The 14,050-nt window shown below is 59.1% G+C and carries 10 protein-coding genes and 1 pseudogene; 1 reads left to right on the top strand and 10 read right to left on the bottom strand.

The features are described 5' to 3' along the window. From ABYW26_RS02715 to ABYW26_RS02690, 6 genes and pseudogenes are all read right to left on the bottom strand, one after another. Positions 1-88: pseudogene (locus ABYW26_RS02715) on the bottom strand (electron transfer flavoprotein subunit beta/FixA family protein); the annotation flags it as partial. Positions 89-361: 273 nt separating this feature from the next. Continuing rightward, complete coding sequence (locus ABYW26_RS02710; protein WP_372603217.1) at positions 362-1,198, bottom strand: alpha/beta fold hydrolase; 837 nt, start codon at positions 1,196-1,198, stop codon at positions 362-364. Next, positions 1,199-2,836, bottom strand: coding sequence for an alpha/beta fold hydrolase (locus ABYW26_RS02705; RefSeq protein ID WP_372603216.1), 1,638 nt, complete (start codon positions 2,834-2,836; stop codon positions 1,199-1,201). It lies immediately after the preceding gene. Positions 2,837-2,871: 35 nt separating this feature from the next. Next, entirely contained in the window at positions 2,872-3,363 is a 492-nt protein-coding gene (locus tag ABYW26_RS02700) for a MaoC family dehydratase (protein ID WP_372603214.1), read from the bottom strand. Position 3,364: 1 nt separating this feature from the next. After that, on the bottom strand, positions 3,365-4,996 hold the full coding sequence (locus ABYW26_RS02695) for an AMP-binding protein (protein ID WP_372603213.1): 1,632 nt from the start codon (positions 4,994-4,996) through the stop codon (positions 3,365-3,367). 446 nt (positions 4,997-5,442) lie between these two features. After that, positions 5,443-6,480 (bottom strand): helix-turn-helix domain-containing protein, encoded by a 1,038-nt coding sequence (locus ABYW26_RS02690; protein ID WP_372603212.1) that lies wholly within the window; start codon positions 6,478-6,480, stop codon positions 5,443-5,445. A 448-nt stretch (positions 6,481-6,928) separates the two neighbouring features. Here ABYW26_RS02690 and ABYW26_RS02685 point away from each other — a divergent pair, with 448 nt between their 5' ends. Continuing rightward, positions 6,929-7,330: a phasin family protein gene (locus ABYW26_RS02685; RefSeq protein WP_372603211.1), complete on the top strand. Its 402-nt coding sequence runs from the start codon at positions 6,929-6,931 to the stop codon at positions 7,328-7,330. 16 nt (positions 7,331-7,346) lie between these two features. Here the strand turns inward: ABYW26_RS02685 and ABYW26_RS02680 are convergent, their stop codons facing one another. From ABYW26_RS02680 to ABYW26_RS02665, 4 genes are all read right to left on the bottom strand, one after another. Then, complete coding sequence (locus ABYW26_RS02680; RefSeq protein ID WP_372603210.1) at positions 7,347-8,606, bottom strand: DUF445 domain-containing protein; 1,260 nt, start codon at positions 8,604-8,606, stop codon at positions 7,347-7,349. Between the two features lie 391 nt (positions 8,607-8,997). Next, positions 8,998-10,713 (bottom strand): PHA/PHB synthase family protein, encoded by a 1,716-nt coding sequence (locus ABYW26_RS02675; protein WP_372603209.1) that lies wholly within the window; start codon positions 10,711-10,713, stop codon positions 8,998-9,000. Positions 10,714-10,953: 240 nt separating this feature from the next. Further along, on the bottom strand, positions 10,954-11,748 hold the full coding sequence (locus ABYW26_RS02670) for an enoyl-CoA hydratase-related protein (RefSeq protein WP_372603208.1): 795 nt from the start codon (positions 11,746-11,748) through the stop codon (positions 10,954-10,956). A gap of 140 nt (positions 11,749-11,888) precedes the next feature. Then, entirely contained in the window at positions 11,889-13,796 is a 1,908-nt protein-coding gene (locus ABYW26_RS02665) for a propionyl-CoA synthetase (RefSeq protein ID WP_372603219.1), read from the bottom strand. Between the last annotated feature and the right edge of the window lie 254 nt (positions 13,797-14,050).

The raw sequence follows: 14,050 nt of genomic DNA, 5'->3' as shown, positions 1-14,050 counted from the left end.
TCGCAAGATCAACTCCGCTACCGTCCGCCTTCACACGAACCTTAACGTTATAGTCAATCACGCGCTTCACAGGCACCAATACCTTCATAAGCGTCGTCTCCTTTAGTCAGTCTCAGCGTTTGGCGATCAGAACGAGCGGCGGGCGCGGCTTGACCTGCCGCGCGTCCGCAAGATCCCACCGGGAATGAGCGGCGCGAAGCCGCAGATGGAATGACCCAACGGGTCAATCCGCCGGTCGGTTCTTGTCAGCTTGGGCGTTTGTCTTTTTGGTTGGTCGGCGGGGATGGCCCCGTCGCCCGGACGGACAGACCACCACATGACTGTTCCCCGTCCGCGCCAACGGGGTTGAGCCACCGCGCCTTCAGGCATCGCCGATCTCCTGAATAAAGCGTTCGACGCGCTCGGCGATCTGCTTCGGTTTCGTGACGATGAAAAGGTGGCCGCAGTCGATGATTTCCAACTTAGCGTTCGGCATCCGGCTGGCCAGAATGCGCCCGTTGCCAGTCGGCACGATCCGGTCATCCGCCCCCATGAGCACCAACGCGGGCATCTTCAGCCGCGGCAGATACAGCCAACTGGTCCAACCTGAAATGGCGCTTAGCTGGTAAAGGTATCCCCGCATCGACCCGTGATCGAGGGCTTCGGAGAACTCGCGCAGCAGTTCTTCGTTCAGCGCGATGGTCCCGCCATACAGCGCCTCGGCGTTCACCTGCATGAACTTGGGGTCCGAGTGACGCTTGGGCGTCAACATCTTCGACAGCGCCGAAAGCGAGCCGGGCAGGCTCATCCAGCCCGCTGAAGTGGCGGCCAGCGTCAGGCTGCGGGTCTTGCCGCGATAATCATTCGCGAACTGCTGTGCCGCTGCGCCGCCCCAGGACACGCCGAACACATGCACTGACGAGACGCCAAGTTCTTCGAGCAGCTTGCTGGCGATGCCGGACACATGGCTTAGCCTATAGGGCAGCAAAGGCGTTGCGGTGCCGCCGACCCCGGGCGCATCAAAGGTGATCGCCCGAACCTTGGTGAAGCTGGTGATAAAGCTTTCGGCGCTTTCGATATTCGCCCCGATGCCGTTGAACATGAGCACCACGTCATCGGCATCCTCGGGACCATAGTCGGCATAGCGCACCGTGTGCCCCCATACCTTTGCTTCGCCAATTTTCATACCACGCCGGGTCACGGAAAGCAGATTTCCCATTTAGGATTCCTGCTCCATGACATAGCGCCCCGGAGCGGGCACGGTCGGCATGTGGGTCTTGTTGCCCAGTGACTTCGGCGCCGCCTTCTGGGCGTCGGAACGCGCCGTCAGCCAATCGGTCCAATGTCCCCACCAGGTTCCAGACAGTTCCTCCGAGACCTCAAGAAAGGCATCGGGATCGGCCGGCGTGACCGCAGCCACCCGGTATTTCGCCTTGGCATTGGTGGGCGGGTTCACAATGGCCTGCACATGGCCGCTGGTGCTGAGCACATAGTCAGCTTTGCCGCCCAGCACATTGACCGAGCGATAGCAGCCGTCCCAGGGGGTGATGTGGTCGGTCGATCCGCCAAGGATATAGGCGTCGCAGGTCACTTTGCTCAGGTCGATCTGCTCGCCCAGAATGGTCAGGCTGTCCTTTTTGGTCAGGCCGTTCTGCTCCATCAGCGCGACATAGTCGCTGTGAAGCTGCGCGGTCATCCGGGTGGTGTCCGAATTCCAGTAAAGGACATCAAAGGCGGGGGGCTCGTTGCCGAGCAGGTAGTTGTTCACCCAATAGGCCCAGATCAGGTCATTCGGGCGCAGCCAGGCAAAGACTTTCGCCAGATCGGTTCCGTTGACCACGCCTTTGGTGCGCGAAAGCGTCTTGGCAAGGCTCAGGGTTTCGAGATTGGTGAAAAGCCCCATCGAGGTGTTGCGCACCCCGTCGGTGTCCAGAATGGTGACCAGAAGCGTGACACTGCGCGCACGATCAATGCCCTTGGCCGCCCAATAGCCCAGCAGCGTCGAGGTGGTAATCCCGCCCGAACAGGCGCCCGCAAGGTGAAGTTGCTTTGATTTGCTGATATCCAGCACCACCTCGGACGCGGAATCAAGCGCCGTGACATAATCCTGAAGGCCAAACGCCGCGTGATCGGGGCTGGGGTTGCGCCATGAGACCGTAAAGACGGTGAACCCCTGCCGGATGAGAAATTCGATGATGCTGCGTTCCGGCGCAAGATCCCAGACGTAGAACTTGTTGATCTGCGGCGGCACGATCATGATCGGCGTGCCGTGCACTTTCTCGGTCTGCGGCTGGTATTGGATCAGTTCCAGCAGGTCCGACTTGTGCACGACCTTGCCCGGCGTGGTGGCCAGATTCTCGCCCACCTTGAATTTCGAACGATCGACAAGCGACGGCATTCCGTGGTTGTTCAGCATGTCGTCCACAAAGTGGCGCATACCGGTGACAAGGTTGCTGCCCCCGGATTCAAGCGTTTTCTTCATGGCGGCCGGGTTGCCGACGACGCTGTTGGTCGGTGCCAGCGCATCCAGCATCGTCGCCATAAGCAGCCGGGCGCGGTCCTTGTCGCGGTCGCCAAGGTCAAGGGTCTCGACCCAGTTCAGGCTGCTCCGGCACCAGGCCAGATAGGACTGAAGGATCATCCGGTAGGCCGGGTTCGAGGTCCAGATCGGGTCATTAAACCGTTTATCGCCCTTCGGCGGCTCAAGAGTGCCCGATCCGGTCAGGGTCCCGGAAAACTGGTTCCAAGCGTCAAACGTGTGCTGAAAGGCGCTTTTCGGGTCGCTCAGCGCGGCGCTGTAGAACTTCAGCATCGCTTGCGGCAGTTCCAACCCGCGGGAAGTCTTGTCGTCACCCATTTTCAGTTCTCCGGCAGAGGCATGGCGTCGCGCGATTACGCGAAGACCATGCCAAGAGTTTCAGCGATAACCGCGGGCTTGCCGCTATCGGTCAGATTGATCGTATTGCTCACCCGCAGCAGCCACCGCCCCTCGGACTTTTCCGTCACCTCAAGAAGTGTCGCCGAAAGGGTAACCGTGGCGCCCGCTGGCACCGGCGCAAGGAACCGAACCTTGTTGATCCCGTAGTTCATGATGCCAGAGGCATCAGAGGGATAAATCCCGATGGCGATCTGTTCGGCGGCGATCAGCGACAGCGTCAGATAGCCATGTGCGATCGGACCGCCAAAGGGGCTTTCCCGCTTGGCGCGTTCGACATCGGTGTGCAGCCATTGCTGATCGCCCGTCGCATCCGCGAACATCTGAATCCGCCCCTGATCGATCAGTTGCGGTGCCCCCGGCCCAAAAGTGCGGCCCACATGGGCCGCCATATTGGTCAGACTATAGCACTCGGGATAGGTCCTGAGGTTGTCGGAAGACGTCGCCATATCAGACATCCCGCAATTCGCGGCGCAGGATCTTACCAACGGTTGACTTGGGCAACTCGTCGATAAAGCGGACCTGATGCGGCACCTTGTAGCCGGTCAGTTCCTTGCGGCAATGCGCGATCACGTCCCCCACGGTCAGGTTCGCACCCGGCGCCTGCACGATAAAGAGACGCACCGCCTCGCCGGTCTTTTCACTGGGAACCCCGACCGCGGCGCATTCCAGAACACCTTCAAGTTCGGTCACGTGGGCTTCGATCTCGTTGGGGTAGACGTTAAAGCCCGACACCAGAACCACGTCTTTCTTGCGATCGACAATCTTCAGGAAACCCGCCTCGTCGAAAACACCGATATCCCCGGTGCGGAAGAAGCCATCAGAGGTGAACTCTTTGTCATTGGCGTCCGCGCGGTTCCAATAGCCCGACATCACCTGCGGGCCGCGCGCACAGATTTCGCCCGCCTCGCCCATGGCGACTTCGTTGTCCAGATCGTCAAGCAGCTTGATCTCGGTCGACGGCACCGGCAGGCCGACCGTGGCAGAAAAGCCTTCGACCGTCATCGGGTTCACGCAAAGGATGGGCGAGGTCTCGGACAGCCCGTAACCCTCGCGGATATGCTCGCCCGTCACCTGTTTCCAGCGCTCCGAGGTCACCGGCAGAACCGGCGCGCCGCCACCCATCATCAGGCGGAAGTTCGAAAAGTCGATCTTGGCAAATTCGGGATGGGCGACAAGGCCCGCCATCAACGTGTTCACCCCGGTCGACACCGAGAAGCCGCTGTCGCGGTAGGTGCCGATCAGCTCTTCGGGATCGCGCGGGTTGGCGATCAGGTAATTCTTGGCCCCGATCGAGAAATACGAGATCAGGTTCACCATCAACGCAAAGACGTGGTACAGCGGCAGCGCCGTGACCACGACCTCTTTGCCGGGCCGCAGCGCGCGCGGCATCATCGCCTTGAACTGTTCGGTGTTCGCAACAAGGTTGCCGTGGCTCAGAACTGCGCCTTTCGACAACCCGGTCGTGCCGCCGGTATATTGCAGGAACAGCGTGTCATCGAGCGTGATTTCCGGAGCCGTGTAGGTTTTGCCTTTGCCGGACTCCAGCGCATCCGAGAAACGGATCACGCCGCTGAGGCGCGGATCAACCGGCGGGCTGGGGATCTCGCGATCGCCGCCATCGCCCAGATTGACCGTGATGATGTTCTTGATCTGGGTCTTCTCAACGATTTCCGCCAAGGTCGGCGAGGAACCGGAAAAGATCACGATGGTCTCGGCGCCAGAGTCGTTCAGCTGATGCTGCAACTCGTGCGGGGTGTACATCGGGTTCACGTTCACCTGAATCGCCCCACAGCGGATAATGCCGGTGAAAGCAATCGGAAAGGCCAGAATGTTCGGAACCATGACCGCGATGCGGTCGCCTTTTTTCACGCCCAGATCGTTTTGCAGGAATGCCGCAAAGGCGCGCGACACCTCATCTATTTCGCCGTAGGTCCGACTGGTCCCAAGGCTGACGAACGCAGTCTGATCCTTGTAGGTCTCAAATGCTTGTTCGAACATCGCCGTTACGGACGGAAATGCCTTCGGGTTGATGAATTCCGGAATGTCGGTGCCATAGGTCTTGAGCCAAGGTTTGCTCATGGTTTTTTCGCTTTCTGAAAACTCTTTCGGGGATGACAAATGGCGGCTCGATCCATTGGAGCCGCCTGCGCGCATGTTTGGAAAAGCCCTGTCTGTCCGGGTATTACCCGCGCCAGACTATGCCAGAGATATCCCGAGGGTCGATCGGGGTATTCAGCCTAGAACCGGCCGCCCCACGACAAGGTTTCACGAAAGTTTGCGAATGGGTCATCTTTATCCTCCCGATAGTCGTCCCCCCGGGTGCAGCCAATTGACTGCATCCGGGCGCATCCTGCGTTGCCACAGCCCCTATTTCCAAGGTTCGGAAAGGACGCCAAACGGGAATAATCGGACAATCTGCACCCGGCCCGGAGGATGGAATCAACCACCGACGCCTCTGCGCCCCGGCGCGGGCCATGTGTCCCCTGCCCCAACGGTGTGACCCGGCCCCGGACCCCCGGGGTCCGTCAGTCGCCCTGTGTGCCGCTCTGGCTGCGGAAATCCGAAGCCGTCTGGCCGGTCCAGCGCCGGAACGCCTTGCGGAAACTGCCCGCATCGGAAAACCCCAGCGCAAAGGCAATATCGTCGTTGGTCATTTCCCGGTCCTCGACATAGCGCGTCGCCAGTTCCAGACGAATCTGGTTGAGAAGATCGCGATAGCTCGTGCCTTCGCTCCGCAGTTGCCGCCGCAAGGTCCGGCTGGTGACCCCCAGCTTTTGCGCCAGTTCGTCGATGTTCAGCGGCGCGGCCATGTTCCTCAGGATCTCGGTCCGGATTCGACCCGAAACCCCGGTGTGGACTGCAATATCGGCCAATTCGTTCTGACAAAGCTTTTCGAACTGGTCGAAGGTCACGTCGTTGCCAAGTTCGGGGGTCTGGTCAAGCCAATGCGCCCCGATGAACATCTTGCTTTCCTTCGCGCGATGCCGAAGCAGCGGCGAGCAGCTTTCGGGCAGCTGATAATACTGGTCCCGGCCGTATTCGACCTGAAAACCGTCAGCTTTGAAATGCGCTCCCATGACGTCGCAATGCACCGCCGTATGCACGCCGAACTGAAAGTTTGTCACGAACGCGTAAAGGTCTTCGTCCATCAAAGGATGTTCGATCGGCTTGAAAATCCAGCCTTCGTTCATCGGCTCGAAGGTGAAGTGAATGTCGCACACCGGCAAGGCAAGCGGCTGATATTTCTCGGCAAAGCTCATCGAACGGCGAAAATCCTTGCTGCACAGCAAGGCGTATCCGTAAAGGCCATAGGCCGAGACATGCACCAACCGGCCGATCTCGAATGCAAGTGTCGGGCTGATCCGCGCCCGTGAGATATTGCTGAAGGCGACCATAAGCTGATGAATCGAAATCAGGCTTTCAGAGCGCTTCAGTTCAGCAATTGTCAGACCTGTGTTCCTCAGCGCCAGCTCGGGTTCGACACCATATTGCTCAAGCTTGTCCGTTGCTGCCCGAAGCTTCGAAATATTGAAGATCTGGTCATTCAGGTTTGCACGCGCCAAGGGAACCTCTCCGACATCATTGCCTGTCGCAACGCGATCAGGACGCCAATTTTTTGGTGGTGCGCACGTCCGAAACTGCCGACGGTGCCCAAACCCGGCGCCAGACCCCACCCGTGGTCGTGCGCCGGACCAAGTTTTGGCAAGGAGTCATTACAAGCCTGATTTAGGTAGTCAACTTCTTTGTCATCGGCCACAGGGCCCGCCGCAGTGCGGCGCGGCGCGCCGGATCGGAAAAAATTCCCCCGGCGGATGGCCCGCCTAAGGTGTGTTCTGAAACCCTGAGCTGCGGCACGGGTCTGCCCTGCGGCGGCGCCAGTTCCGGTGGCGATCCGATAGCCGAAACAGATATTGCTGCACCGCAGCATGATTTTATTGCAATGCAGCATAATCAGGGTTATAATGCGACTTCAAAGCGTTACTCACCATATGAGATGGAGCACGTAAGCCAATGGACGAATTGAACCAGCCGGAATTGGTCGCCGAAGTTGTCGAACAAGAGCAGGTCGTCGAAACCGCTCCGACCGCCTTGGGCAAGTTGAAGACCGCACAAGCCACCCTGCGTGATCTGTACCGTTGTGCCACGGCATCGGGCCGTGCCGCAGTCACCGGGATTGTCGAGATTGATCGCCTGCTGCTGGAAACCGTGACCGCTAGCGTAAACGCGGGTGTCTCGCATGGCCGGGCAATTATCGGGGCGCCCAGCCTCGAAGTCGTGGTCGATATGCAGAAGAATTTCGTATCTGCATCGGTGACCGAGGCCGTCGACAGAACGAAAGATCTGGTCGAGCTGATTCAGGCGAAGACTCAGGAAACCTGGGCGCCGGTGCTGAACTTCGGCAAGGCCAAGTAATCGACCTGACGACCTATCATGTGAGGACGCGCTCTATCGTAAAGAGCGCGCCTCCGATTACACAGCCAAGCACCGATCCGTTGATCCGGATGAATTGCAAATCGGTCCCGGCTTCGGCTTCAAACCTTTCGACAAGATCGGCAGGTTCCCAGCCTGAAATTGTTTCTGCAACATATTGTCCGATCGACGGCCGGACCGCAGCGACCAGTTCGCCGGCGATCACCGACAGGGCGCGATCAATGCTGGATCGGGTGTCCGGGTCGGACTGCAGGAATTCGGCCAACGAACCGACGGCCTCTTCGATGGCCTGGCTGAATTCATCGGACTGGAAATGCTCGGCCAACAGCCCCTGAACCGCCGCGATCATCCGCTCGATCGCTGCTTCGAAATCGTCGCTGTCCGCATAGCCCCGGATCGCCTGTTCGATGAAGGCCCCCAGCAGACCTTCGTCGCGCAACCGATCAATCCCGGCCAGCAGCGCCTTGTCGAACGCCTTTCTCAGATCGCTCTGGTCATCAGCCAATTCATCAATGACCGACAGCACCCCCTTAACGCCGATCTGAGCAACCCCCTTGTCAACCTGAGGACTGATCCACCAGCGACTGCGCTCGCGCACCATGTGCTCGGCCGTTCTGCGGTTCTCGGCCACGATTTTACTCAGCAAACCGATCGCAGCAGTAACACCGTCGCTTCCGGCGCCATGCCGCAGGATCTTGGCGATCTCGTCGGCAATGATCTGCGACGCGCCCGCCGACAAGGCCGTGCGGCGCGCAACGCCCTTCAGCCGTGTCGTCAGCGTCTCGGGCAGCCCAACCGTGCCAAGTTTTGCAAGAGCGTTGGCAAGATGCCCCGCCACCAGCTTCTTGTTGCGCGGGATCACCAGCCAATCGGCCACGGTTTCCGACACGCGGCTGGTTTCTATCTTTCGGGCGATATTTTCCGGGATAAGAAAATGCTCTTCAATGAATGAGCCGACGTTCGCCGCAACCCGTTTTTGATTGCGCGGAAGCAGCGCTGTATGCGGAATTGGGATACCCAGCGGATGGCGGAACAAGGCCACGACCGCGAACCAGTCGGCAAGGCCGCCGACAACGCCCGCCCCTGCCGTCGCACGCAGGAACTGCTGAACACCCGGCGCCATCGGCAGGAAAAACGTCATCAAATATAGGGCAACCAGAACGATCAGCAAAAGTCCGGCGGCGACCTTCATCCGGGTCAGACGCCCCCGCTTTTCCCGGTGGATATCGGTTTCAAATTGCGGAGCTGGGGCATTCATTTGAAAAAATCCTGCTTGATGCGTCGGGATGAATTCGAATCTGTCTTGGAAAAGGCTCTAGCATTATCGCTCGTGCGGCACAAAGACCCCGCCACCGGCTCCCGGCGGCGGGTTGCGGTCATCGCCCTGCGCGCGCTGACACGCGCGGTCCTTGCCATCAAACGGGCTTGGGCGACCGAGGGGCCCGTGGATCTGTAGATGCTTCAGTGCCTCAAGCGGCTTTCCCCGGCAGCGCGCCGAGAGAGGTTCAGCAACAGTCAAAAAAGGGCCAAACCCCGCATTGACCCTTCTTATAAGCGCGGGCTGAAAGGCGAGCGTTTCGTCATGCCAGAAGGGCACGCCCCCCTGCCCGCCTCAGGCAAGGTTCGCCTGACAGGACCCCTGCCAACCGTTACCGGCCCTCGCGCGCGTAACTGCCGGGTGCCGCTTCCAAAACGGGCAGGCGTCCCTTGGCCGCCGGGCGCGCGGCGACCTTTTCCCCGCCGAAGCCTTCAAGCCAGCGGCGCCACTCGGGCCACCACGAGCCTTCATGTTGCACGGCATTCGCCAGCCAATCCTCCGACGTTTCCGGGAAGTCGTCGTTCGTCCAATACCCGTGCTTGCCGGCTGCAGGCGGGTTGATCACGCCAGCATTGTGACCAGAGCCGCCTAGGATGAAACGCTTTTCGCCCGGGAACTGCTTTGCACCCCGATACGTCGTTTCCCATGTGGCGACGTGATCGGCCTTCATCGAAATGAACAATAGCGGGGTCGTAACCTTGGACAGGTCGATCGGTGTGCCTGCGAACGAAATGCCGCCGGGTTTGCTCAGCGCGTTCTCCAGCATCACTTTCTGACCGAAGGTCTCTAACATCTTGGCGGGCATGCCAATGCCATCCGAGAACCAGTAGAGCAAGTCCGAGGCCAGCGGATCGTTCGCCAAAAGATACCGGCTTACCGCCGCCGACCAGATCAGATCGTTCGCCCGCAACAGACTGAACAACTGCGCCATATCGCCGCTCGAGACATGCCCCTTGTCCGCAGTGTGCTGTTTCATCAGCTTGATCTGCTCGGGATCGAGAAAAACCTCGAAGTCCCCCAAATCCGAGAATTCCGTCATCGTGCCGATCAGCGTCGCGGATTTGATACGCTCGTCCCCCAGAGCTGCCGCATGCGCGAGGCCAGCCGCGGTCAGCGTCCCGCCAAGGCAAAAACTGAAGAGATTGACGTTCTTTTCCCCGGTCGTCTCGAGGATGGCGTCGATTGCCGACATGACACCCTCGGTCCAGTAATTCTCAAAGTCTTTTTCCCCGAGTTTGTCATGGGGATTCACCCATGAAATGGCGAATACTGTGAGACCCTGTTCGACGCACCAGCGAATGAAGCTGGATTTCTCTCTCAGATCGAAAAGATAATACTTGTTCACCCAAGGCGGCACGATAAGCAGCGGCACGCTATCGACTTTTTTCGTGGTAGGTTCGAACTGAATGAGCTGCATAAGGTCGTTCTGAAAGATCACCGAGCCCTTGGACCCGGCGATCGTTACCCCGAACTCGAATGCGTCCGGATCCGCGGATCTGACATGCCCGGCGCCCTGGTTCACGTCATCGACGAAGTTTATGAACCCCTCGACCAGATTCAGCCCGCCGGTCTCGGAGATCTTGGCGATAACGTCGGGATTGGTTGCCCAGAAATTCGTCGGCGCCATTGCGTCGATGAATTGCTCGGCCAGAAAATTGACCCTGCGTTTGTCACCCCGAGACAGGTGGTCTGCGCCCTGAACAAGGCTTCTAAGCCTGTCGGCGCTGGTAAGATATCCCTCAAGGATGGCTTTCAAAGCCGGGTTATCCTCCCAGGCTTCGTGTTTGAAACGGCGGTCACGGGGTTCGCGTTTGGTGACCTCTCCCTCGGACAGGATCGAGAAAAACTGGTTGGGATCTTTCGCGACGCCCTGCCAGAATTGCCCCCAGGCAAGCAGGCTTGAAGGGGGGATCACGCTGCCCGGAACTTTGGTCGAGGTCAAAGACTCGGTCAGAACCTTTTGCGCCTTCTGACTGACTTTCACCCATTGCGACATGAACGCAAAAGGGTCGAACGATGTCAGGGGATCGTTTTTCTTCTCAACCATCGGATAGTCCTCTGTTTTGATCTTCGAGAGTCACCAGTCGCGCGATTCTGCTCTCATCCCGCCGCAGCAATATAAATCGGATCCCGCAGTTTTCGGCTTGCAACATCGCCCGGCAGAGGTCGCAGGAACGGCGCCATGTCAACATCCGGCCAACGTTCACGATCTTCAAGCCTTTCGAGCACAGATCCAAGGACCTGCCCACAAGTGGTAATACTAAGGCGCCCAAGCATAGCGCAACCTTCACTTGTGAGTAAAATTCGGGGCGCGCTTTTCCACGAATGCCGTCATGCCCTCGATTTGGTCGTGAGACCCGAACAGACCGTGAAATGCGCGCCGCTCGGAACGCACGCCTTCGGACAGAGGCATTTCCTCGCTTTGGGTGATGGCTTCCTTGATCAACCTGAGCGACGGAAGCGACATCGAGGCGATCAACTTGCTGGTCAAATCCACCTCGCGCTGCAGATCTTCCGCTGGAACGACCCGTGCGACGATCCCGTCGTGTTTGGCCTCGGCCGCATCGATCATCCGACCGGTCAGGCACATTTCCATCGCCTTGCACTTACCGAGGATCCTGGTCACGCGCTGGGTTCCGCCCATCGCGGGCATCACACCGATCTTGACCTCGGGCAGACCGAATTTTGCGTTGTCCGCGGCGATAATAAAATCGCACATCAGCGCAAGCTCAAAGCCGCCGCCTAACGCAAACCCGGACACCGCCGCGACAATCGGCTTTTGCACACGGGAAAAAACCTCCCAGCCACCGAAATAGTCGGCCTCAAACATATCCGACCGGCTCATGCCGATCATCTCGCGAATGTCGGCGCCGGCGGCAAAGGCCCTTTCGGACCCGGTGATCACAATGCAGCCGATGTCGTCATCCTGATCAAGCAGACTGACTGCATCCGTGACATCAAGCATGACCTGAGCGTTCAGCGCATTGAGCGCACCCGGCCGATTGAGACTGATCTTGGCGACCCGCTGATCGCGCGACACAAGTATCGTTTCCCATTCCTTTTCGTTCCAGGATTCAGCCATTTATTCACCTCGTTTCTTGACAAAGCAGCCCGCGATCAGACCGCCCGTTCCTGCTATAATTCTCTGGACAGAATTTCCAGAAACCCTTGGGTAATCAGTGCATTAAGCTGCGTCCGACCTGCTGGAGACCAGTGGCCCCTTTATTCATCGACCACGGCGGCCGACTGCGACGCCAGACCGATCGTTTTCAGGGCTCGCGTCACCTCATCCAGTGCCGAAACGTCGTCGATTGTGGCCGGCATCTTCCAAGGGGTGCTGTCCGCGATCTTCTTGATCGTCCCTCGCAGGATCTTGCCGGATCGGGTCTTTGGAAGCTTGTCGACGATCAGCACATGCTTAAAGGCGGCAACCGGCCCGATCTTTTCACGAACCATGGCCACGGCTTCACTGGCGATCACATCCATAGACCGATCCGCGTCGGACTTGAGCACAAGAAAACCAACCGGAAGTTCGCCTTTGAACTGGTCAGCGACGCCAACCACCGCGCATTCGGCGACGACCGGATGCGAGGCCAGCACCTCCTCCATCGCGCCGGTAGAAAGCCTGTGACCCGCCACGTTGATCACATCATCCGTGCGATTGAGGATAAAGATATATCCGTCCTCGTCGATAAAACCGCTGTCGCCGGACGCGTAATAGCCGGGATGGGTGCTGAAATAACTTTGGATATAGCGATCGTCTGCGTTCCAAAGCGTCAAGAGTGCGCCGGGGGCCATCGGTTCAGCGATCACGATATCGCCGGTTACGCCGGGAGCGACGGCCTTGCTATTCTCGTCGACACAGGCGACACGCCAACCCGGCATCGGAACAGTCGTCGAGCCCCGTTTGACCGCGAGTTCCTCGATCCCAAGCGGATTGCCCGCAATCGGCCAACCGGTTTCGGTCTGCCACCAATGATCGACCACAGGGATGCCGAGGTGATCCTGCGCCCATTTCAGCGTATCGGGATCGGTGCGTTCCCCTGCCAGAAAGAGCGAGCGAAGGCTGGACAGATCGTATTGCCGGATCAGTTCGCCGTCAGGGTCCTCGCGGCGAATTGCCCGAATGGCGGTGGGCGCGGTAAACAGGCTGACAACCTTATGTTCCGAAATCACCCGCCAGAAAACACCCGCGTCAGGCGTTCCGACCGGCTTGCCCTCGAAGAGCACCGCCGTGGCGCCATGCAACAACTGACCGTAAGTAATATAGGAATGGCCAACTTGCCAACCAATGTCGGACGCGGCCCAAAAGACCTCTCCCGGGGCGACATCATAGAAGTTTTCCATGGTCCACTTCAGAACGACCGCATGACCGCCGTTATCGCGGACAACGCCTTTCGGCTGGCCGGTCGTCCCTGACGTGTAGAGGATATAGAGCGGGTGCGAGGCGTCAACGGAGACACACGGCACCGGGTCCCCTTGGGCATCATGCCACTCGACATCGCGGCCGGGCACCAGTTCGGCTGTCAACTGTGGGCGCTGCAAGACGATCGAAACATCGGGTTTGTTCCGGGCAAGCTCAATGGCTTTGTCGAGATTTGGCTTGTAAGGAACAATTCTCGAACCTTCGATGCCGCAAGACGCGGAAATGATTGCCTTCGGCGCGGCATCGTTGATCCGGGTGGCAAGTTCGGTCGCCGCAAAGCCGCCAAATACAACGGAATGGATGGCGCCAATTCTGGCGCAGGCCAGCATCGCGACGACCGCCTCGGGGACGGCAGGCATGTAAATCACCACCCGATCACCCTGTGAGACGCCAAGCCGGCGGAGACCGCCTGCGAAACGGGCAGTCAGATCGAGCAACTCGGTATAGCTCAGTTTCCTCACGGTATCGGTAACCGGGCTGTCGTAAATAAGCGCATCCTGATCCCCGCGCCCCGCGTCAACGTGACGGTCAAGCGCGTTGAAACAGGTGTTCAGCTGCCCGCCGGCAAACCAACGCGGAAAATGCGGTTTTGCTTGATCAACGATCTTGTTCCACTGCCGGTCCCAGACAATACCGGCCGCAGCTTCTGCCCAGAACCCTTCGGGATCATTCAGGCTTTTGGCGTACACATCTTTGTATCGCATCATGGTCTCCTCCCGAAACCACGGCCCAGACTTGACCGTGCCCGCCTTCCGTTTTTATGCCCAAGGCCTCGCGCAACCTCCTTGAAACGCGAAACAGGCGGCCCCCATCGTGCACGCTGACTTAATGCATCGCACCACCCTGCCAGAGCGGTCATCGTGGAAAGCCACTCATCAGCGCCTAGCGGCGACTGAGGTGCGAAACCGGCAGATCATCGTGTCGCCCGGCCGCGCGACACGATCTTTTCATGCCACCC

The organism is Actibacterium sp. (assembly GCF_041584535.1).
Lineage (GTDB): Bacteria > Pseudomonadota > Alphaproteobacteria > Rhodobacterales > Rhodobacteraceae > Actibacterium_D.
Note: the sequence above shows the minus strand (reverse complement) of the source record. Positions and strands in the feature narration are given on the sequence as shown.